Below are 19664 nucleotides of genomic sequence, written 5' to 3'. Positions count from 1 at the left end.
CGGAGGGTCGAAGGGGGGTGCCACGGTGACCACGGGAGCGGCTGGAGCCACGGTGACGGACCAGGACGACGTCACCGAGGTGCTCGCGCGCGCGATCGACGCGCTGGCGGGCCGCCGGATCGCGGTCCTCACCGGCGCCGGGATGTCCACCGACTCCGGCATCCCCGACTACCGCGGCAAGGGCGCACCCGTGCGGACGCCGATGACCGTCGAGCAGTTCCTCTCCAGCGATGCCGCCCGGCGGCGCTACTGGGTCGGCAGCCACCTCGGCTGGAGCACGTTCGCGGCCGCGCAGCCGAATGCCGGTCACCGCGCCCTGGCGTCCCTCGAGGAGCGCGGCCTCGTGACCGGGGTCATCACCCAGAACGTCGACGGCCTGCACGTCCGCGCGGGCAGCCGTCGGGTGGTGGAACTGCACGGCACCATGCGCCGGGTCTTCTGCACCCGCTGCGGTCAGGTCTTCGACCGCCGCGACCTCGCCGTGCGCGTCGAGACCGAGAATCCGTGGATCACCGTCCCCGCGAACGTCCGGCTCGGTCCCGACGGCGATGTGCTGCCCGAGAGCACCGACGGATTCGTCGTGCCGGGATGCAGCGTCTGCGAGGGGATGCTCAAGCCCGACGTGGTGTTCTTCGGCGAGTACATCCCCCTCGAGAAGTTCCGCGAGGCGGAGCAGCTCGTCCACTCCAGCGACGCGATGGTCATCGCCGGCTCCTCCCTCGTCGTCAATTCCGGCATCCGTCTCCTCGAGCGCGCCCGCCGGCGACGGATGCCGGTCGTCATCGTCAACCGCGGTGCCACCAGGGCGGACTCGCGCGCGACCGTCAAGATCGACGGCGGCACGACCGAGGTGCTCACCGCGCTCGCCGCGGCTCTGCCCGACCGCTAAACCGCGCGAACTGCGGACCGGCGCGAGAGGCCCGTCGGAGCTGTCGCGCGTAGGCTCGATGCCGTGACGACACTGATCCTCATCCGCCACGGCGAGACCGACTGGAATCGCGATCGCCGCATCCAGGGGGCGACCGACATCCCGCTCAACGACACCGGCCGGCGGCAAGCGCACGAGGCGGCGCTCGCGCTGCGGTTCCGGCGCGATGCCGGCGAGCGACTCGCGATCGTCTCGAGCGATCTCTCGCGCGCGAGCGAGACGGCCGACATCATCGCCGGCACTCTGGAACTCGACACCCCGCGCCGCTATGCACAGCTGCGCGAGCGGGCCTACGGGGAGGCCGAGGGGATGCAGATCGAGGAGTTCGCGCGCCGGTGGGGGTCGAGCTATCGCGGCGGCGTGCCGGGCGCCGAGGAGCCAGCCGCGCTGCGCACCCGCGCGCGGAAGGCCCTCGCGACCGTCGTCGCAGACCTGCGCCGCTCGAGCGCGCCGTCCCGCACCACGCTCATCGTCGTCGCCCACGGAGGGCTGATCCGCGAGATCATCGGCCACGCCACGGGCGACGAGCTCCCTCGACCCGGCGAGCGGCTGGCCAACGGATCCGCGCACGAGGTGCGCTACGAGCGCGAGCGCCTGACGCTGCTGTCGTACGCCCCGCCCGTCCTCGTCTGACCGTCAGCCCCCGGGTGCGTCCGCCTCGGCGCGGTGGACGAGCGCGCGCGCGTGCCGCAGCACCGGCTCGTCGACCATGCGGCCCTCATGCGTGAAGACCCCGCGCCGGCCATCGGCCGCAGCCAGCACGTCCCGCGCCCAGGCGAGAGCTCCGTCATCGGGGCGATAGGCCGCGCGGATGACGTCGACCTGACTCGGGTGGATGCACGCCGTTGCGGCGAATCCCGATGCTGCCGCATCCATCGCCTCTATGCGCAGTCGCTTGTGGTCGGCGATGTCGAGGTGGACGGCGTCGATCGCGGCACGGCCGTGCCCGCCCGCCGCCAGCAGCACCCGAGCGCGCGCCGCGCGCGCGACGTCCCGGTAGCGGCCGTTGGGTTTGCGGCTGGACGAGCCGCCGAGAGAGGCGACGAGGTCCTCCGCACCCCACATCAGCGCGACGACGTTGTCGAGCTGGGCGATGCGCTCCGCCGCGAGTACGCCCCGGGCGGTCTCGCACAGCGCGACCACGGAGAACCGCGCGTCGATGCGCCGCAGCTGCTTCGGAGATTCAGCCTTGGCGACCATGACGGTTCGGATGTCGGTCTGCGACAGTGTCGCCATATCGGCGGCGAAGTCCTCGGTGCCGGTCGGGTTCACGCGGACGATGACGCGGCTGGGGTCCAGATTCGCATCGATGAGGGCTCCGCGAGCCTCCTGCTTGGAGCCGGCCGCCACCGCGTCCTCGAGGTCGAGGATCACGGCGTCCGCGCGCCGCAGGGCCGTGTCGAAGCGCTCGGGACGATCTGCGGGGCAGAAGAGGATCGCGGGGCCGAGCTCGAAGCGGCTCACGGCTGCCCCGGAGTGTCCGGCGCGGCATCCCGGCACCACATCAGCGCCGCGCGGGTCGCCGTGGCGACGACCTCTCCGTGCTGATTGCGGCCGGTGTGCCGCATCGTGACGACGCCCTGCCCGGGGCGGGACGAGGACAGCCGGACGTCGAGGATCTCGGTGTCGGTGTACAGGGTGTCGCCGTGGAAGAGCGGCGCGGGGAAGGAGATGTCGCTGAGGCCGAGCTGGGCGACGAGCGTGCCCTGGGTGATCTGGGCGACGGAGGCCCCGACCATCGTCGCCAGCGTCCACATCGAGTTCATCAGCCGCTGGCCGAACGGCTGCGTCGCCGAGTAGGCGGCATCCAGATGCAGGGCCTGCGCGTTCATCGTGAGCGACGAGAACAGCACGTTGTCGGCCTCGGTCGCGGTCCTGCCGGGGCGGTGCAGGTAGCGCGCACCGACCTCCAGCTCCTCGACGTACAGGCCTCGCTGGACGAACTCGGTCACCGTGGTCACGCTACCCCTCCATGCCCAGCGCCCGCGAGATGACCAGCAGCTGCACCTCGCTGGTTCCCTCGCCGATCTCGAGGATCTTCGAGTCGCGGTAGTGGCGGGCGACCGGGTACTCGTTCATGAAGCCGTTGCCGCCGAAGATCTGCGTGGCGTCGCGGGCGTTGTCCATCGCCGCGTCGCTGGCGGTCAGCTTGGCGATCGCCGCCGCTTCTTTGTAGGGGCGGCCGGCGTCCCGCAGCCGGGCGGCGTGGTGCCAGGCCAGGCGCGCGGTGTGCACGCGCATCCGCATGCGGGCGATCATGAACTGGATGCTCTGCCGGCTGGACAGCGGCGACCCGAAGACGGAACGGGTCGCGGCGTAGTCCAACGCGGCTTCGAGGCACCCTTCGGCCGCGCCGGTCGCGAGGGCCGCGATCGCGATGCGTCCCTCGTCGAGGATGTGCAGGAAGTTCGCGAAGCCCCGCCCGCGCTCGCCGAGCAGGTTCGCGGCGGGAACACGCGCGTCCGAGAAGGACAGGGGATGCGTGTCGGACGCATGCCACCCGACCTTGTCGTAGGCGGGACCCACCGTGAATCCGGGGGTGCCGCTCGGCACAATGATGGTCGAGATCTCCTTGCGCCCTTCGGCGGTCTCGCCCGTGACGGCCGTGACGGTGACGAAACGGGTGATGTCGGTGCCCGAGTTGGTGATGAACTGCTTCGAACCGTTGACCACCCAGTCCTCGCCGTCGCGGCGGGCCGTCGTGCGGGTGGCTCCGGCATCCGACCCCGCTTCGGGCTCGGTCAGCCCGAAGCCGGCGAGGGCCCTGCCCTCCAGCAGATCCGGGAGGAGGGTCGCTTTCTGGTCGTCGGTGCCGAACCGGAAGACGGGCATCGCGCCGAGGCTCACGCCGGCTTCGAGCGTGATGGCGATCGACTGGTCCACGCGCCCCAATGCCTCGATCGCGAGGCAGAGGGCGAAGTAGTCGCCGCCCTGTCCGCCGACCTCCTCGGGAAACGGCAGACCGAACAGGCCGAGCTCGCCCATCTGGCGGACGACGTCCAGCGGCAGCGTCTTGGTGCGGTCGGCTTCGTAGCTGACGGGGGCGACGACCTCGTCGGCGAACGCACGGACCATCTGCGCGAGTTCGCGCTCGGTGTCGTCGAGGTCGTAGGCGGAGAGGCTCTGGCGTTCCATGGTGCTCCTCGGGGTGTCAGGAGGGGTCGGTGCGCGGCGGATCCGCGCGGTCTTCGGGTGCGGCGGCCGCGTCGTGGGCGGCGGGCAGGACGTGGGCGAGGGTCTGGTCGCGAGATACCTGGGCGCCGGCCACGGAGGCGGGCGCGAGCTCGACGATGCCGTCATGAGGGGCGACCACAGGGTGCTCCATCTTCATCGCCTCGATGGTGACCAGGCGTTCGCCCGCCTGCACGTGCGCGCCGGGGGCGACGTGCACCGCCACGATCGCGCCGGGCATCGGAGCCCGCACGTCGGGGTCCGCCGCACCGGCCGGCCGGGTGCGCTCCCGATGCCGTCGGGCGAAGTCCGTCCGCCGGTCGATCGGGCGCAGGCGGTGGGCGGCGCCCGCGGCGTGGACCCAGACGGCGCCGTCGTCGTCGACCGCGGCCGGGGCTTCGCCCTCGCCGTCCGTCACGGGGACGACGTGCACGACGCCGGCGTCATCCTCCAGCAGGCAGCGCCGCGGGCGCGCGGGACGGCCGGGCCGCCAGCCCGCCGGCACGCTCGACCATGCCGACCCCACCTTCGGGGCCGGGTCGGCCGGACCGGTCGGCGACAGGTCGCGGAGGGTTCGGGCCGCCGTCGAGAGCGCGACGGCGTCGGGCTGCGGATGCCGGTGCTCCGGCATCCGATCGATCAGGCCGGTGTCGAGATCACCCGCACGGACGGCGGGGTCGGCGAGCAGCTCGCGGAGCGCGCCGATGTTCGTGTCGACGCCGAGGACGACGGTCCGTGTCAGCGCGTCGTCCAGGCGGTCCAGCGCCTGCGTCCGGTCGGCGCCCCACGCGATCACCTTGGCGATCATGGGGTCGTAGTCTCCGGTGACGCGGAAGCCGGTGACGACACCGGAATCCACCCGGACCCCGTCACCCGCCGGCGGATCCCACCGCAGCACCGGCCCGCTCGCGGGGAGGAATGCGCGCGTGGGCGATTCGGCGTACACGCGGGCTTCGACAGCATGCCCTCGGAATGCGACGCCGGACGCCGCGAGGGTCAGCGGCAGCCCGGCGGCCGCGCGCAGCTGCTGCTCGACGATGTCGACGCCGGTGACCATCTCGGTGACGGGGTGCTCCACCTGGAGACGGGTGTTCATCTCGATGAAGAAGAACGTGTCGGGGTCGGATCCCGACACGAGGAACTCCACCGTTCCGGCGCCAAGGTAATCGACGCTCGCGGCGGCGGCGCACGCGGCGGCGCCGAGGCGCTCGCGCGTCGCGGCCGAGACGACCGGGGACGGCGCTTCTTCGATGACCTTCTGGTGGCGCCGCTGCAGGGTGCACTCGCGCTCGCCGAGGTGGACGATCCGCCCGTGCTCGTCGGCGAGCACCTGGACCTCGATGTGGCGGGGCCGCTCGATGAGACGCTCCAGCAGGAGCGTGTCGTCGCCGAACGATGCGCGCGCCACCCGGCGCGCCGTATCGATCGCGGGACCGAGTTCGCCCGCGGAGGCGACGACCTGCATCCCCTTCCCGCCGCCGCCCGCGGAGGGCTTCACCAGGAGCGGGAACCCCGCGGCGTCCGCGGCGTCGCGGATCTCGTCGTCCGTGAGGCCCGCGGCGCTGAAGCCGGGGACCGTCGGGACGCCGTGCGCGGCGACGTGCTCCTTGGCCCGGATCTTGTCGCCCATGATCGTGAGCGCCCGTTCGGACGGACCCACGAAGACGATCCCGTCCTCGGCGCACCGCCGGGCGAACTCGGCGTTCTCGGACAGGAAGCCGTAGCCGGGGTGGACCGCCTCCGCCCCGGTCTCCCGCGCCGCCGCGAGCACGGCGTCCATGTCGAGGTAGGACTTCGCTGCCGGCGCGGGACCGATCCGCACCGCTCGATCGGCTTCCGCCACGTGGGGTGCACCGGCGTCGGCGTCGCTGTAGACGGCGACCGAGCGGATGCCCAATCGCCGGAGGGTCCTGATGACGCGGCAGGCGATCTCCCCGCGGTTGGCGACGAGGACGGTGGAGAAGAGCGGGTCGGGCACGGCGATCACATCCGGAAGACGCCGAAGCGCGGTTCGGGCAGCGGTGCTCGCGAGATGACATCGAGCGCGAGCCCCAGGACGTCACGTGTCTCTGCGGGGTCGATCACGCCGTCGTCCCACAGCCGCGCGGTGGCGTAGTAGGGGTTCCCCTGTTCCTCGAAGCGGGCTTTCACCGGGGCTTCGAATTCCGCCTGGTCGGCGACGGCCCAGTCTTCGCCGCGCGCGGCGAGCTGGTCGCGCTTCACCGTCGACAGCACCGATGCGGCCTGCGCCCCGCCCATCACCGAGATGCGGCTCCCGGGCCAGGTCCACAGGAAGCGGGGCGAGTACGCGCGCCCGCACATGGAGTAATTGCCGGCCCCGAACGATCCCCCGATGACGACCGTGAGCTTGGGCACGCGGGTGGTCGCGACGGCGGTCACCATCTTCGCGCCGTCCTTGGCGATGCCGCCCGCCTCGGCATCCCTGCCCACCATGAACCCGGAGATGTTCTGCAGGAACAGCAGCGGGATGCCCCGCTGGTCGCACAGCTCGATGAAGTGGGCGCCCTTCTGCGCCGACTCGGCGAAGAGCACGCCGTTGTTGGCCACGATGCCGACCGGGTGACCGTGGATGCGGGCGAAGCCGGTGACGAGGGTGTCGCCGTACTCCCGCTTGAACTCATGGAGATCGCTCCCATCGACCAGGCGGGCGATGACCTCGCGCACGTCGTACGGCACGTTGACGTCGACGGGGACCACGCCGTAGAGATCCGCAGGGTCGACCAGCGGGTCCGTCGGCGGGGCGACCGCCCACGCCGGCGGCTCGGGGGCCGGGAGCGTCGCGACGATGTCGCGCACGATCTCGAGGGCGTGCTCGTCGTCGTCGGCCAGGTGGTCGACGACCCCGGAGCGGCGGGCGTGCAGCTCTCCCCCGCCGAGCTCCTCGGCGGTGACGACCTCGCCGATCGCGGCCTTCACCAGCGGCGGCCCGCCCAGGAAGATCGTGCCCTGACCGCGGACGATGACGGTCTCGTCGCTCATCGCCGGCACGTACGCGCCGCCGGCGGTGCACGAGCCCATCACGGCCGCGATCTGCGGGATGCCGTCAGCCGAGAGCCGCGCCTGATTGAAGAAGATGCGCCCGAAGTGCTCTCGGTCGGGGAAGACCTCGTCCTGCATGGGCAGGAAAGCCCCCCCGGAGTCGACGAGATAGATGCAGGGCAGACGGTTCTCCCGCGCGATCTCCTGCGCGCGCAGGTGCTTCTTGACGGTCATCGGGAAGTAGGTGCCGCCCTTGACGGTGGCATCGTTGCACACGACGAGCACATGGCGACCGTGGATCAGGCCGATGCCGGCGATGACACCCGCCGCGGGAGCCTCGCCGTCGTAGAGGCCGTCCGCGGCGAGGGGCGCGACCTCGAGGAACGGGCTCCCCTCGTCCAGCAGTCGGTCCACCCGCTCACGCGGGAGCAGTTTGCCGCGGGCGACGTGGCGGTCCCGAGATGCGGCCGGTCCGCCCTGGGCGGCGCGCTCGAGCCTCTCGCGCAGGTCGGCGGCCAGGTGCGACTGGGCCTCCGCGGTGCGGGTGAACGCGTCGTCGCGGACCACGGCGGTCGGCAGCACGCTCATGTCATCTCCATCGACGTCACGATCGGATCACGGCGGTTGTCCCGCCGCGATCGAACTGGTTAGTGTTCACTAACTGATCATCCAGGTTAGCGAGGGTTAACTGAAATGACAAGAGGTGCGACCGACCGCGAGCGGGCCAAAGCGGGCCGGTACGCGGCGATCCTCCGCGAGGCGTCGCGACTGTTCGCCGAACGCGGGTTCAGCGGGGTGAGCCTGGAGGATCTCGGCTCGGCGGTCGGGGTGTCCGGACCGGCGCTGTACCGCCACTTCGCCAACAAGCAGGCCCTGCTGGGGGCACTGCTGGTCGGGGTCAGCGAGCGCCTGCGCGACGGCGGACGACAGGTCAGCTCGATCGACGGCGACCCGACCTCGAGACTGCGTGCGCTCATCGAGTTCCACGTCGATTTCGCCCTCGCGGACCCCGATGTCATCCGCGTGCAGGACAGAGACCTGGCGAGCCTGAGAGACGAGGATCTCCGCACCGTGCGCCGGCTGCAGCGCGAGTACGTGGAGAACTGGATCGAGGTGCTGGCCGATCTGCATCCGCACCGCGACGCGGACGACCTGCGGGTCCGGGCCCATGCGTGCTTCGGCCTGATGAACTCCACCCCTCGCACCGCGCGCGGGCGCGCGGGAGGCGACGACGCGCGGGCCATCCTCGAATCGATGGCGCTCGCCGCCCTCGCACGATGAGGGCGGTCCCGCTCGGACCCGCCCTCATCGTGTGCTGACCGTCGCGCCTCTCAGCAGTGCAGCATCGCCCGGCCGGGTTCGCGCAGGATCTCCCCCACGTGGGCGAGGAAGCGCGAACCCTGTTCGCCGTCGACCAGGCGGTGGTCGAACGACAGTGCGAGCGTCATCACATCGCGCAGCGCGATCTCGCCGCGGTGCTCCCAGGGTTGGCGCCGGACGGCTCCCAGCGCGAGGATGCCCGCCTCGCCGGGGTTCAGGATCGGCGTGCCCGCGTCGACGCCGAAGACGCCGACGTTGGTGATCGAGAAGGTCCCGCCGGACATGTCGGCCGGAGCGGTCCGACCCGCGCGTGCCGTCTGGGCGAGCTCGCGGATCGCGTCGGACAGTTCGACCAGTCCCATCTCGTGGGCGTCCCGGATGTTCGGCACGACGAGCCCGCGAGGGGTGGCTGCGGCGATCCCGAGGTTGACGTACCGGTACTGCACGATCTCGTTCGCGCGCTCGTCCCAGCTCGAGTTGAGCTCCGGCGTCCGAGCCAGGGCGACGCACACCGCCTTGGCCGCGACCGCGAGGATGCCGATCCGATGGTCCACCAGCGACCGATCCGAGCGGAGCGAGGCGATCAGCTCCGAGGTCGCGGTGACATCGACGGTGAGGAAGGTGGTGACGTGGGGAGCCGTGAAGGCGCTGCGCACCATCGCCTCCGCGGTGTGCTTGCGCACACCCCGGATCGGGGTGCGCACGACCCGCGCGTCCGGGGATCCGTCCTCGGGCTGCTGCTCCGCGCGTGCGGTTGCCGACGCGGGCGGCAGGGCCTCCACGCGATGGGCGTATGCCTCGACGTCGGCGCGCGTGACGAGACCCTCGGCGCCGGTCGGCTCGATCAGTGCGATGTCGACGCCCAGCTGCTTGGCCAGCGCCCGAACGGGAGGGGTCGAGCGCGGCCGTTCCACGAGCGCGTCGTCGAGGTCCGGAGCGTGGACCGCGTCGTGCGGGGCCGCTTCGAGCACGGCGGTGTCGGTCGTGGCGCTGCCCGGCGCCGCGACTCGCGCTCGACGACGCGGTCGTGCGGCCGCGCGCGGCGCGGCCCCGTAGCCGACGAGATTGGGCTGTGCTTTCTCGTCGTCGGCGGACGCTGCGTCGGCGGATGCCGCGGCCTGCGGCGACTCGGCCGGCTGATCGGCGTCACCTGCGGTCGCGGCCGCGGTCTCGGAAGCGGGCGATCCGGACGGTGAGGAGTCACCTCCCAGGTCGAACGAGATGAGCACCGAGCCGACCTCGACCACGTCTCCGGCCGCCGCGTGCAGTTTGGTGATGACACCGGCGTGAGGCGACGGCAGCTCGACGACGGCCTTGGCGGTCTCGACCTCGGCGATCGTCTGGTTGAGCGTGACGGTGTCGCCCTCGGCCACGAGCCACTGGACCAGTTCGGCCTCCGGCAGTCCCTCCCCGAGATCCGGTAGGCGGAAGTCTTCGATCACAGCTCCACCCCCGTCAGGCTGTTCGGTCGGTCCAGCACGCGATCGACGGCGTCGAGGATGCGGTCGAGGTCGGGCAGGTGGTGCTTCTCGAGCTTGGCGGGCGGGTAGGGGATGTCGTGACCGGTGACCCGCGCCGGCGCCGATTCGAGGTAGTTGAAGCAGCGCTCGGTGACGCTCGCGACGAGTTCGGCGGCGACCCCCGCCTCGCGGGCCGCCTCGTGGGTGACCACGACGCGCCCGGTCTTGCGCACCGACGCCGCGACCGTGCGGTAGTCCACCGGCGAGATCGAGCGGAGGTCGATGACCTCGATCGAGATCCCGTCGTCCTCGGCTGCGGCGGCGGCATCCAGTGCCGTGCCCACCTGCGCGCCGTAGGTGAGGATCGTGACGTCGGAACCCTGCCGCGCCACGCGTGCCAGTCCCATCGGCGCGGCATCCGCGAGATCGACCGAGAGATCAACCTCCCCCTTGGCGTGGTACAGGCGCTTGGGCTCGAAGAACACCACGGGATCGTCCGAGGCGATCGCCTGACGCAGGCATACGTAGGCGTCCTGGGGGTTCGACACCGCCACGACGCGAAGCCCTGCGGTGTGCACGAAGTAGGCCTCGGGCGATTCCGAGTGGTGCTCCGCCGCCCCGACTCCCCCCGCCCACGGGATGCGGATGGTGATGGGCATCCGCACGTTGCCGCGCGTGCGGTAGTGCAGCTTGGCCACCTGGCACACGATCTGGTCGAAGGCGGGGTAGACGAAGCCGTCGAACTGGATCTCCACCACCGGGCGGTAGCCGCGGAAGGCCAGCCCGACCGCGGTGCCCATGATGCCGGACTCGGCCAGGGGTGTGTCGATCACGCGCTGGGCGCCGAACTCGTCGAGCAGTCCGTCGGTGATGCGGAAGACGCCGCCGAGCTTGCCGATGTCCTCGCCCATGACGAGCACCTTCGGGTCATCGGCCATGGCCCGGTGCAGACCCTCGTTGATGGCCTTCGCCATCGTCAGCTGCGTCATCGCCCGCTCCCGTCCTCGTCGTCGGCGAACCCGTCGAGATATGCGCCGAACCAGCGGCGCTGCTCCTCGAGCCCCGAGTGGGGCTCGGCGTAGACGTGGTCGAGGACGCTGAGCGGCGGGAGGGTCTTCGCCCCGATCGCCGCAGCACGCACCTCGGCGGCGAGGTCGTCCGCCTCAGCGGCCACGCTTCGCGAGAACTCCTCGTCGAAGGCGTCCTGCGCGCGCAGCAGCGCCTCGATGCGCGCAAGCGGATCGCGAGCGGCCCAGCGCTCGACCTCTTCCTTGTCGCGATAGCGCGTGGGGTCGTCCGAAGTGGTGTGCGGGCCCATCCGGTACGTCACCGCTTCGATGAAGGCGGGGCCGCCGCCGGCGCGCGCATTCTGCACCGCCCATCGCATCGCGGCGAGACAGGCCAGAACGTCATTGCCGTCGACGCGCAGGCTGGGGATGCCGAATCCGGGAGCGCGACCCGCGATGGGGAACTTCGCCTGCACGGTCACCGGCTCCGAGATCGCCCACTGGTTGTTGGTGCACACGAAGACCACGGGAGCCCGGAAGGACGAGGCGAAGACCATGGCCTCGTTCACATCGCCCTGACTTGAGGCGCCGTCGCCGAAGTAGGCGGCGGCGACCTGGTCGGTGCCGTCGCGCTGGATGCCCATCGCGTAGCCGACCGCGTGCAGCGACTGCGCGCCGATGATGATCTGAGGCGTCGCGGTGTTGATCTCGTAGGGGTCGTACGTCGAATGCGACTCGCCGCGCCACGCCAGGACGAAATCCGCCGGCTTGGCACCGCGAACGTGGTTGACGCCGATCTCGCGGTAGCTCGGGAACGCGAAGTCGTCGGCGCGCAGGGCGCGGGCCGTGCCCACCTGGACGGCCTCCTGACCGCGGCACGGCGCCCACAGCCCGAGCTGCCCTTGACGCTGGAGCGCGACTCCTTCGGCATCGATGCGCCGCACCAGGGCCATGTCGCGGTACAGACCGCGGATCGTCTCGACGCCCACGTCGGCGATCCAGCGGTCGAGGTCGGGGTCGGCGACCCGCGCGCCGTCCGGGCTCACCAGCCGCGCGACGTCGTCGATGTCGGTCGCCGGATCGGCTGTCGGTGTCAGGGTGTGCGCCATCGTCATCCTCCCTCGTCCGGAGCCTGCCTCGTGAGTAGGCCCGGGGTGGAATGCCGGCGTCGTCGCCGACAAGGCCGAGAATACGTCCGCGACGCATGTGGCTCAAGCATCCGGCAGATGCTTGAGCATGTTGCCCAACAGAAGGGTCGCACAGCGTGCTATCGTTTCGCACTATGAGCGCACTGGACCACGTCGACCTCGAGCTGCTGGCCGCTCTGGCGGACGACCCGCGTGCCACGGTCGTCGCTTTGGCCGAGCGTCTGGGCCTGTCCCGCAACACGGTGCAGGCGCGCATGGCGCGGTTGGACCGCTCGGGTGTGTTCCTGTCCTACGAGCGGGCGATCTCGTCGTCGGCGCTGGGGTTCCCGATCGAGGCGTTCATCAGCGTCATCGTGCGTCAGGCCGAGCTGCCGCGCATCACAGAAGAGCTCCTCCGAGTGCCGGAGATCGTGCAGGCCCACGGCCTCAGCGGGCAGGTCGACCTGCTGGTGCGGGTGGCGTGTCGCGACACCCAGCACCTGTTCGACACGGATGCGCGCATCCTTGCGATCGAGGGCGTGGAGCGCACCGAGACGTCTCTGGTGATGGGCGAGGTCATCCCCTATCGCGTGGTCCCGCTCATGGAGCTGGCACGGCGGGAGCAGTAGCGACCGCAGGCAGCGATCGTCGCGCGATTCCGGCATCCCATCGCACCGCGACGACACCCAGCAGGATCAGCGCGCCGCCGGCGAACTGCACGGGTCCGGGCGTCTCTCCCAGCAGCAGCCAGGCGAACGCCAGAGCGAACAGCACTTCCGCCAGTCCGATGAAGGACGCCAGCCTCGACCCGATGCGCGGCACGGCGATGACACCGAGGGCGTAGCCGACCGCCGTGGACGCGAACGCTACCCACAGCACGGGCACGATCCACGGCAGGGAGAAGCCGCCGACGACGACCGACACGGCGGGCGCGTGGAAGGGCAGGATGCCGGTCACGCCCAGAAGAACGATGATGGCCGCACCGAACAGCAGACCGCCCGCCGCCAGCGCGATCGGCGACAAGTCGTCGACCGCCCGCGCAGAGATGACGAAGTAGACGGCGGCGCACACGGCGGCACCGAGGGCGAGGAGCGTCCCCCACAGGTCGAAGCGGGCGCCGGCGACGTCCACGACGAGGACGAGCCCGGCGACAGCGATGAGCGATCCCCCGAGCACGAGCGCCGAGGGCCGCCGACGGGTGCGCAGCCACATGAAGCCGACAAGGAGCACGGGCGCGAGGTACTGGATGAGCAGGGCGATGGCCACCGGCATCCGCTGCATGGCCGAGAAGTAGAACAGCTGACAGCCGAGCACGCCGGTGAGCCCGAACCCGGCGATGAGGGGGCCGTGCCGGCGGAGGAATCCCCGCTCGCGGCGAAGTGCTCGCACGAGCGCCGGAGCGAGGATGAGACCGGCGATACCCATGCGCGCCGTCAGCGCGGCGCCGAGCGACCATCCCGCCTCGAGCAGCGGCTTCACAAGGGGTCCGCTCGACGAGAATGCGAGGGCAGAGACGACGGCGAGGATCAGACCGGAGGTATGAGCCCGCCCGACGACGAGGCCCGCGGACGATCCCGTCGTGGGTCGAGCAGCCACTTCCATCCGCCTGTCATGAGTCATATGTACTTACACTGGTGACAGTATCCCGAGGGACTGTCAGGAGTCAACATGGTTTTCATTCGTGACACCCGCGACGCGCTCGCGGCCGCTGTCGACCTCGTGAACACTCTTCCGACGACAGACACCGCGGGCGTGGACCGCCTCGACACCGCGGAGGACCTCGCACGCTACCTTCGCGCGCACCCGTACTCCGGGCGCATCTCGCATGACGAGGACGAGAGGCGCTCCCTGCGCGAGATCCGCACGCGACTGCGTGGCCTGTGGTTCGTGGACCGCGACGGCGCGGTGCCCCTGGTCAATGACATGCTGCGAGACGGTGAGGCACTTCCCCAGCTCGTCATCCACGACGAGTACGACTGGCACATCCACGCCACTTCCGAGGACGCACCGCTCGCCACCCGCGTCATGGTCGAGGCGGCGATGGCCTTCGTCGACGTCATCCGCTCGGACGAATACGACCGCGTCCGCGTGTGCGCGGCCGACGACTGCCTGAGCGTCTACATCGACTATTCGAAGAACCGGTCGAAGCGATACTGCGACACCGGCAACTGCGGCAATCGCATGAACGTCAACGCCTATCGACGTCGACGGGCACGCGAAGGCCTCACCTCGTCGTGACGTCCGCGAGGAACTCCCGGATCGCCGAGGCGGCGGCGCGCGGAGTCTCGTAGTGGATGAGGTGACCGACGGCGGGGATCTCCACCAGGCGGGCGTCCGGGAAGAGCGTGCGCAGCTCCCGCGCCTTCTCGATCGGCGTGATGTCGTCCTTCTGCGCGGCCACCAGGAGCGTCGGCACGTCGACGGCGGGCGCGAACTCCCGGACGTCGTGAGACACCGAGGTCACGAAGGCGTCGTGGAGGACGTCACGATCGGCGAATCGCGAGAAGTAGGTGTCGTGCTGGTCGTGGACGAAAGCGCGGAGTCGTCGATCGCGCGTCTTGGCCATCGTCGCGCTCATGACGCGGACGATCGCGGGGTTGCGCAGCAGCGCGTCGCCGGCGCGCGCGGGGAGCCGCGCGGCCACCGTGTAGTAGGCGATGGCGAGCCGGGTCATCACCCCACGCGGTCCTTCCAGGGCGGGTGCCCCGATCGGGTTCACGAGGATGACGGCCGGTGTCGGGAGCCCACCGGCCACGGCGGCGGCGGCGACGATCGAGCCGAAGGAATGGCCGAGCACCACCGCGCCGGGGGCGGTCGCCGCGGCGAAGGCGGTGAGCCACTCGGCATAGGCGTCGAGGTCGTGGGTGCGCGCGGGCAGCGGGGGCGTCTCGCCGAAGCCGGGCAGGTCGGGCATGACGACGCGGATGCCGGGAAGATACGCCACGACCGGCTCGAGCCCGTGGTGCTCGCCGCGGAAGCCGTGGACAGCGAGCACGGTGACCTCGGCATCCGGGGGTCCGTACGTCCAGTACGCGGTGCGGCCGCCGAGCACATCGGCTTCGCCGCGCTGCACCGGAATCTCGCGCAGCAGCGCACCGTAGGGATTCTCAGGCGGCATCAGGCGATCCTATCGGGGCGATCGCGCGACATCGGAGCGGCACCCGAGCGATGTCCGCGGGCGCACCTACCGTGTTCAGCATGCACGTGTGGCAGTCTCCTCCGCTGTCGATGTTCGAGTCCCCCGCCTGGCTGGACGTGGTGGGGGTTTTCGATCTCGAGACCACGGGCATCGACGTCACCGCCGACCGCATCGTCACGGCGCACGTGGGCATGCTCGACGCGACCGGAGCCGTCATGAGCGCGCGGGACTGGATCGCGGACCCGGGCGTGGAGATCCCCGACGCGGCCGCGGCGATCCACGGCATCACCACCGCCGACGCGCGCACGCGCGGACGACCGGCCCTCGCGGTCGTGACCGAGGTCGTCGCGGCGCTGCGCGGTCTCCTGGAGGCCGGCATCCCGGTGGTCGCCTACAACGCGGCCTTCGACTTCTCCCTGCTCGCCCATGAGGCCGCCCGCCACGGCGTGCCGCCGCTGACGGCGCCGTCACCGGTCATCGACCCGCTCGTCGTCGACAAGGCCTACGACCGCTATCGCCGGGGCAAGCGCACGCTGGGCGTCGTGGCGGCACACTACGACGTGCGATTGGATGATGCGCACGAGGCGGCGGCGGACGCGGTCGCCGCGGGCCGGGTCGCGCAGGCGATCGCGGCTCGCTATGCGGCGTGGCTGCCCGCGACCGCCGAAGAGCTGCACACCCGGCAGATCGGGTGGGCGCGTGCTCAGGCGGCGAGCCTGACGGAGTACTTCGTACGCATCGGGCGCATCGACGCCGACGACAGCATCGACGGCACGTGGCCCGTGCGGGGCGCATGACGAAGGGCCCCGCCGAGGCGGGGCCCTTCGTGCGGCTGCTTACTTGGAGCCGAAGTTCTTGAAGCGCTGGTTGAACTTCTCGACACGACCGGCCGAGTCGAGGATGCGCTGCTTGCCCGTGTAGAACGGGTGCGAGGCGGAGGAGATCTCGACGTCGATCACCGGGTACTCGACACCGTCGAGCTCGATCGTCTTGTTGCTGGTGACCGTCGAGCGGGTGAGGAAGGTGTCGCCGGAGCCGAGGTCGCGGAACACGACGGCCTGGTACTCGGGGTGGATGTCAGTCTTCATGGGAAGTCCTTTGAAAGTGGTGCCCTGGATTTTGCCAGGGCGGTCAAAGTCTGGGGTGCGAGCGCACCAAGGGGCCATATTACCAGCCCGCGGCCGGCTGGAGGAATCCGAGCCGCGTCAGTGGGCGGCGCGGGCGGCGTACCTGCCGCCGTCCTCGGTGAGGACGATCGGCTGGCCGAAGGTATCGGTGAGGGCCTCGGCTGTCAGCGTCTGGGCGATCGGTCCGGCCGCCACAGCCCGTCCCGCGTTGAGAAGCAGGACGTGGGTGAACCCGACGGGGATCTCCTCGACGTGGTGGGTGACCATGATCATGGCGGGAGTCGTCGGGGCCTTCGCATAGCCGCTGAGCAGCGTGAGCAGTTCCTCACGGGCGCCGAGGTCGAGGCTCGCCGTGGGCTCGTCCAGCAGCAGGATCTCGGGGTCGGTCATGACGGCGCGCGCGATCTGCACCCGCTTCTGCTCGCCGTCGCTGAGGGTGCCGAAGGTGCGGTCCGCGAGGTGGTCCAGCCTCCACTCCGCGAGCACACGCAGCGCGCGGCGCTCGTCGATGTCCTCGTACGCCTCGTTCCATCGTCCCAGCACCGAGAACGCGGCCGTCAGCACCACGTTCAGCACGGTCTCCTCCGGCGGCACCCGCCGGGCCATCGCCGACGATGCGAATCCGATGCGGGGACGGAGTTCGAACACGTCGGTGCGACCGAGCCGCTCGCCGAGGACGTCGACCTGACCCGACGTGGGGTGGATGAGTGTCGCAGCCAGCTGCAGCAGCGTGGTCTTCCCGGCCCCGTTGGGTCCGAGGATCACCCACCTCTGATCGTCGGCGACCGACCACTGCAGGTGATCGACGATGTCCCGGGCGTTTCTGCGGACGACGACGTCGGAGAACTCGAGCACCTGCGGCATGCCGTCTACCCTATCGGCCGACAGCGGCGACCTCCGTGTAGAGCGCGGCGGTCTGTTCGGCGATCCGCTCCCAGCTGAAATCCTCAGCGGCGCGCCGTCGGCCCGCCTCGCCGTACGCGCGCGCCCGCTCGGGGTCGCTCACCACCTCGGTCAGCACGCGAGCCAGATCCCCGACGAAGCGTTCGGGGTCGATGGGGGTTCCGGTACCGTCCTGCACCTGGTCGATGGGCACGATGCGGCCGGTGACGCCGTCGACGACGACCTCCGGGATGCCTCCCGTGCCGGTGCCGACCACGGCGGCACCGCACGCCATCGCCTCGAGGTTGACGATGCCGAGCGGCTCGTACACCGAGGGGCAGACGAAGGTGGTGGCGGCGGTGAGCACGGCGCACAGCTCGCGCCTCGGCAGCAGGCGGTCGATCCAGACGACACCCTCGCGGGTCTGCTGGAGGCCGCGGACGAGCTCCTCGACCTCGGCCATGATCTGCGGGGTGTCGGGGGCTCCGGCGCACAGGATGAGCTGCACGTCGGCGGGCAGGCGCTCGGCGGCGCGCAGGAGGTAGGGCAGACCCTTCTGCCGGGTGATCCGCCCGACGAAGACGACCGACGGACGGGTCGGATCGATCCCCATCTCGGCGAGCAGTCCCGGGTCCTCCACCGGTGCCCACGCGTCGGTGTCGATGCCGTTGTAGATGACCCGCACCTTGGCCGGGTCCAGCGCCGGGTAGCTGCGCAGGATGTCGTCGCGCATGCCCTCGCTGACGGCCACGACGGCGGCCGCTCCCTCGTATGCCGCCTTCTCGATGTAGCTCGAGACGGCGTACCCCCCGCCGAGCTGCTCCGCCTTCCAGGGGCGCAGCGGTTCCAGGCTGTGCGCGGTGACGACATGCGGGATGCCGTGCAGCAGTGATGCGAGGTGACCGGCGAAATTGGCGTACCAGGTGTGACTGTGGACGACATCGGCTCCGGCGACGTCCGACACGATCGCGAGGTCCGTGCCGAGCGTCTGGATGGCACCGTTGGCGCCGGACAGCTCGACGGGGACCCCGTAGGCGGTCGTGCCGTCCTCGTCCCGGGGGGCGCCGAACGCGCGCACCCGGACCTCCAGCCCGCCGCGCAATGCCTTGACGAGCTCGGCGACGTGCACACCGGCCCCGCCGTAGACCTCCGGAGGATACTCCTTGGAAATGATGTCGACGCGCATGTGGGGAACGCTAGTACACAGCGCCGATCGCGTCCTAGTGTGGACCCATGCCTGCAGCGCCGAAGGTCTTCGGAATCATCCTCGCCGGCGGCGAGGGCAAACGTCTCATGCCGCTCACGGCGGACCGAGCCAAGCCCGCCGTCCCGTTCGGCGGCCAGTACCGCCTGATCGACTTCGCCATCTCGAACCTGATCAACTCGGGGCTGAGACAGATCGTCGTGCTCACCCAGTACAAGTCGCACAGCCTCGACCGCCACATCTCGCAGACGTGGCGGATGTCGGCGCTGCTGGATTCGTACGTCGCATCGGTGCCGGCCCAGCAGCGCCTGGGCAAGCGATGGTTCTCGGGGTCGGCGGATGCCATCCTGCAGTCGCTGAACCTCATCAACGACGAGCAGCCCGACATCGTCGTCGTGATCGGCGCCGATCACGTCTACCGCATGGACTTCCGCCAGATGCTGGCGGCCCACATCGACTCCGGCGCGCGTGCGACCGTGGCGGGAATCCGGCAGCCGCTGTCGATGGCCAACCAGTTCGGCGTCATCGACGTCGACGCCTCCGACCCGACGCGGATCAATCAGTTCCTCGAGAAGCCGCAGAACGCCACCGGGCTCTCCGATGCTCCTGACGAAGTGCTCGCCTCGATGGGCAACTACATCTTCGACACCGATGCGCTCATCGAAGCGGTCGAGGCCGATGGCGAGCTGCCGACGTCGAACCACGACATGGGCGGCGACATCATCCCCTACTTCGTCGATCGCGGCGAAGCCGGGGTGTACGACATGAAGCACAACGACGTGCCGGGCTCGACCGACCGCGATCGCTACTACTGGCGCGATGTCGGCACGATCGACTCGTTCTTCGACGCGCACCGCGACCTGATCTCCACGCTGCCGATCTTCAACCTCTACAACATGCAGTGGCCGATCCACTCGCAGTCCGTGAACTCCCCGCCGGCGAAGTTCGTGCGGGACTCCGTCGGGCGGATCGGCAACGCGATCGACTCGGTCGTCTCGCTCGGATCGGTGCTGTCGGGCACCCATCTGGAGCGGAGCGTGGTGGGCCCGTGGACCCTGGCCGGAGGTGGGTCGACGATCACGGACTCGGTGCTGTTCGATCACGTGCATGTGGGCGCAGGCGCCCGTATCCATCGGGCGATCCTCGACAAGAACGTGATCCTGGCCGACGGCGCGACCGTCGGCGTGGACCGTGAGCGCGATCTCGCGAACGGCTTCACCGTGACCGATTCCGGCATCACGGTGGTGGGCAAGGGCGTGCGCGTCGAACGGTGACGCCGCGCGGCTCCTCGATGCGGGA

Annotated in this window: 20 protein-coding genes; 7 read left to right on the top strand and 13 right to left on the bottom strand. The window is 70.6% G+C overall.

Going from position 1 to position 19664, the window contains the following annotated elements:
* The first annotated feature begins 52 nt into the window (after window positions 1-52).
* Window positions 53-889: a Sir2 family NAD-dependent protein deacetylase gene (locus NFR93_RS01610; protein WP_251449589.1), complete on the top strand. Its 837-nt coding sequence runs from the start codon at window positions 53-55 to the stop codon at window positions 887-889.
* 63 nt (window positions 890-952) lie between these two features.
* Window positions 953-1561, top strand: a complete 609-nt coding sequence (locus NFR93_RS01605) for a histidine phosphatase family protein (RefSeq protein WP_251449588.1) — start codon at window positions 953-955, stop codon at window positions 1559-1561.
* Between the two features lie 3 nt (window positions 1562-1564).
* Here the strand turns inward: NFR93_RS01605 and NFR93_RS01600 are convergent, their stop codons facing one another.
* The 5 genes from NFR93_RS01600 to NFR93_RS01580 are packed head-to-tail and all read right to left on the bottom strand — an operon-like array spanning window position 1565 to window position 7687.
* Entirely contained in the window at window positions 1565-2392 is an 828-nt protein-coding gene (locus tag NFR93_RS01600) for an HpcH/HpaI aldolase/citrate lyase family protein (RefSeq protein ID WP_251449587.1), read from the bottom strand.
* Window positions 2389-2880, bottom strand: coding sequence for a MaoC family dehydratase (locus NFR93_RS01595; protein WP_251449586.1), 492 nt, complete (start codon window positions 2878-2880; stop codon window positions 2389-2391). Before NFR93_RS01595 ends, NFR93_RS01600 begins: the two co-directional genes overlap by 4 nt.
* 10 nt (window positions 2881-2890) lie before the next feature.
* Complete coding sequence (locus tag NFR93_RS01590; protein WP_251449585.1) at window positions 2891-4063, bottom strand: acyl-CoA dehydrogenase family protein; 1173 nt, start codon at window positions 4061-4063, stop codon at window positions 2891-2893.
* 16 nt (window positions 4064-4079) lie between these two features.
* Window positions 4080-6077 (bottom strand): acetyl/propionyl/methylcrotonyl-CoA carboxylase subunit alpha, encoded by a 1998-nt coding sequence (locus NFR93_RS01585; RefSeq protein WP_251449584.1) that lies wholly within the window; start codon window positions 6075-6077, stop codon window positions 4080-4082.
* Between the two features lie 5 nt (window positions 6078-6082).
* Entirely contained in the window at window positions 6083-7687 is a 1605-nt protein-coding gene (locus NFR93_RS01580; RefSeq protein ID WP_251449583.1) for a carboxyl transferase domain-containing protein, read from the bottom strand.
* Between the two features lie 105 nt (window positions 7688-7792).
* Here NFR93_RS01580 and NFR93_RS01575 point away from each other — a divergent pair, with 105 nt between their 5' ends.
* Window positions 7793-8380, top strand: a complete 588-nt coding sequence (locus NFR93_RS01575) for an SACE_7040 family transcriptional regulator (RefSeq protein WP_251449582.1) — start codon at window positions 7793-7795, stop codon at window positions 8378-8380.
* Window positions 8381-8430: 50 nt separating this feature from the next.
* On the opposite strand, the gene NFR93_RS01570 is transcribed toward NFR93_RS01575, so the two are convergent.
* Genes NFR93_RS01570 through pdhA form a run of 3 tightly spaced genes read right to left on the bottom strand, consistent with a single transcriptional unit; the run spans window position 8431 to window position 12001 of the window.
* The gene (locus NFR93_RS01570; RefSeq protein WP_251449581.1) at window positions 8431-9861 is read right to left on the bottom strand and encodes a dihydrolipoamide acetyltransferase family protein; all 1431 of its coding nucleotides are present in this window, start codon (window positions 9859-9861) and stop codon (window positions 8431-8433) included.
* Window positions 9858-10868 (bottom strand): alpha-ketoacid dehydrogenase subunit beta, encoded by a 1011-nt coding sequence (locus NFR93_RS01565; RefSeq protein WP_251449580.1) that lies wholly within the window; start codon window positions 10866-10868, stop codon window positions 9858-9860. Before NFR93_RS01565 ends, NFR93_RS01570 begins: the two co-directional genes overlap by 4 nt.
* Entirely contained in the window at window positions 10865-12001 is a 1137-nt protein-coding gene (pdhA, locus tag NFR93_RS01560; protein WP_251449579.1) for a pyruvate dehydrogenase (acetyl-transferring) E1 component subunit alpha, read from the bottom strand. Before pdhA ends, NFR93_RS01565 begins: the two co-directional genes overlap by 4 nt.
* A 167-nt stretch (window positions 12002-12168) precedes the next feature.
* Between pdhA and NFR93_RS01555 the strand changes: the two genes are divergently transcribed.
* Window positions 12169-12642 (top strand): Lrp/AsnC family transcriptional regulator, encoded by a 474-nt coding sequence (locus tag NFR93_RS01555; protein WP_251449578.1) that lies wholly within the window; start codon window positions 12169-12171, stop codon window positions 12640-12642.
* Here the strand turns inward: NFR93_RS01555 and NFR93_RS01550 are convergent.
* Window positions 12614-13615: an EamA family transporter gene (locus NFR93_RS01550; protein ID WP_502846243.1), complete on the bottom strand. Its 1002-nt coding sequence runs from the start codon at window positions 13613-13615 to the stop codon at window positions 12614-12616. The genes NFR93_RS01555 and NFR93_RS01550 overlap by 29 nt on opposite strands.
* 66 nt (window positions 13616-13681) lie before the next feature.
* On the opposite strand from NFR93_RS01550, the gene NFR93_RS01545 reads away from it, so the two are divergent.
* On the top strand, window positions 13682-14251 hold the full coding sequence (locus NFR93_RS01545) for a CGNR zinc finger domain-containing protein (protein WP_251449576.1): 570 nt from the start codon (window positions 13682-13684) through the stop codon (window positions 14249-14251).
* On the opposite strand, the gene NFR93_RS01540 is transcribed toward NFR93_RS01545, so the two are convergent.
* Window positions 14238-15131: an alpha/beta fold hydrolase gene (locus NFR93_RS01540; protein ID WP_251449575.1), complete on the bottom strand. Its 894-nt coding sequence runs from the start codon at window positions 15129-15131 to the stop codon at window positions 14238-14240. The genes NFR93_RS01545 and NFR93_RS01540 overlap by 14 nt on opposite strands.
* A gap of 80 nt (window positions 15132-15211) precedes the next feature.
* Here NFR93_RS01540 and NFR93_RS01535 point away from each other — a divergent pair, with 80 nt between their 5' ends.
* Window positions 15212-15949 carry an exonuclease domain-containing protein gene (locus NFR93_RS01535; protein ID WP_251449574.1) on the top strand — a complete coding sequence of 246 codons (738 nt, stop codon included), beginning with the start codon at window positions 15212-15214 and terminating at the stop codon, window positions 15947-15949.
* Between the two features lie 39 nt (window positions 15950-15988).
* On the opposite strand, the gene NFR93_RS01530 is transcribed toward NFR93_RS01535, so the two are convergent.
* From NFR93_RS01530 to glgA, 3 genes are all read right to left on the bottom strand, one after another.
* On the bottom strand, window positions 15989-16240 hold the full coding sequence (locus tag NFR93_RS01530; protein ID WP_251449573.1) for a type B 50S ribosomal protein L31: 252 nt from the start codon (window positions 16238-16240) through the stop codon (window positions 15989-15991).
* Window positions 16241-16357: 117 nt separating this feature from the next.
* The gene (locus NFR93_RS01525) at window positions 16358-17143 is read right to left on the bottom strand and encodes an ABC transporter ATP-binding protein (RefSeq protein ID WP_251449572.1); all 786 of its coding nucleotides are present in this window, start codon (window positions 17141-17143) and stop codon (window positions 16358-16360) included.
* Window positions 17144-17153: 10 nt separating this feature from the next.
* Window positions 17154-18347 carry a glycogen synthase gene (glgA, locus tag NFR93_RS01520; RefSeq protein WP_251449571.1) on the bottom strand — a complete coding sequence of 398 codons (1194 nt, stop codon included), beginning with the start codon at window positions 18345-18347 and terminating at the stop codon, window positions 17154-17156.
* Between the two features lie 47 nt (window positions 18348-18394).
* Here glgA and glgC point away from each other — a divergent pair, with 47 nt between their 5' ends.
* Window positions 18395-19639, top strand: a complete 1245-nt coding sequence (glgC, locus tag NFR93_RS01515) for a glucose-1-phosphate adenylyltransferase (protein ID WP_251449570.1) — start codon at window positions 18395-18397, stop codon at window positions 19637-19639.
* Window positions 19640-19664 lie beyond the last annotated feature (25 nt).

The organism is Microbacterium sp. Marseille-Q6648 (assembly GCF_943181415.1).
Taxonomy (GTDB): Bacteria; Actinomycetota; Actinomycetes; order Actinomycetales; family Microbacteriaceae; genus Microbacterium.
The sequence above is the reverse complement of the archived record's forward strand: the minus strand, read 5'-3'. Positions and strand labels throughout refer to the sequence as shown.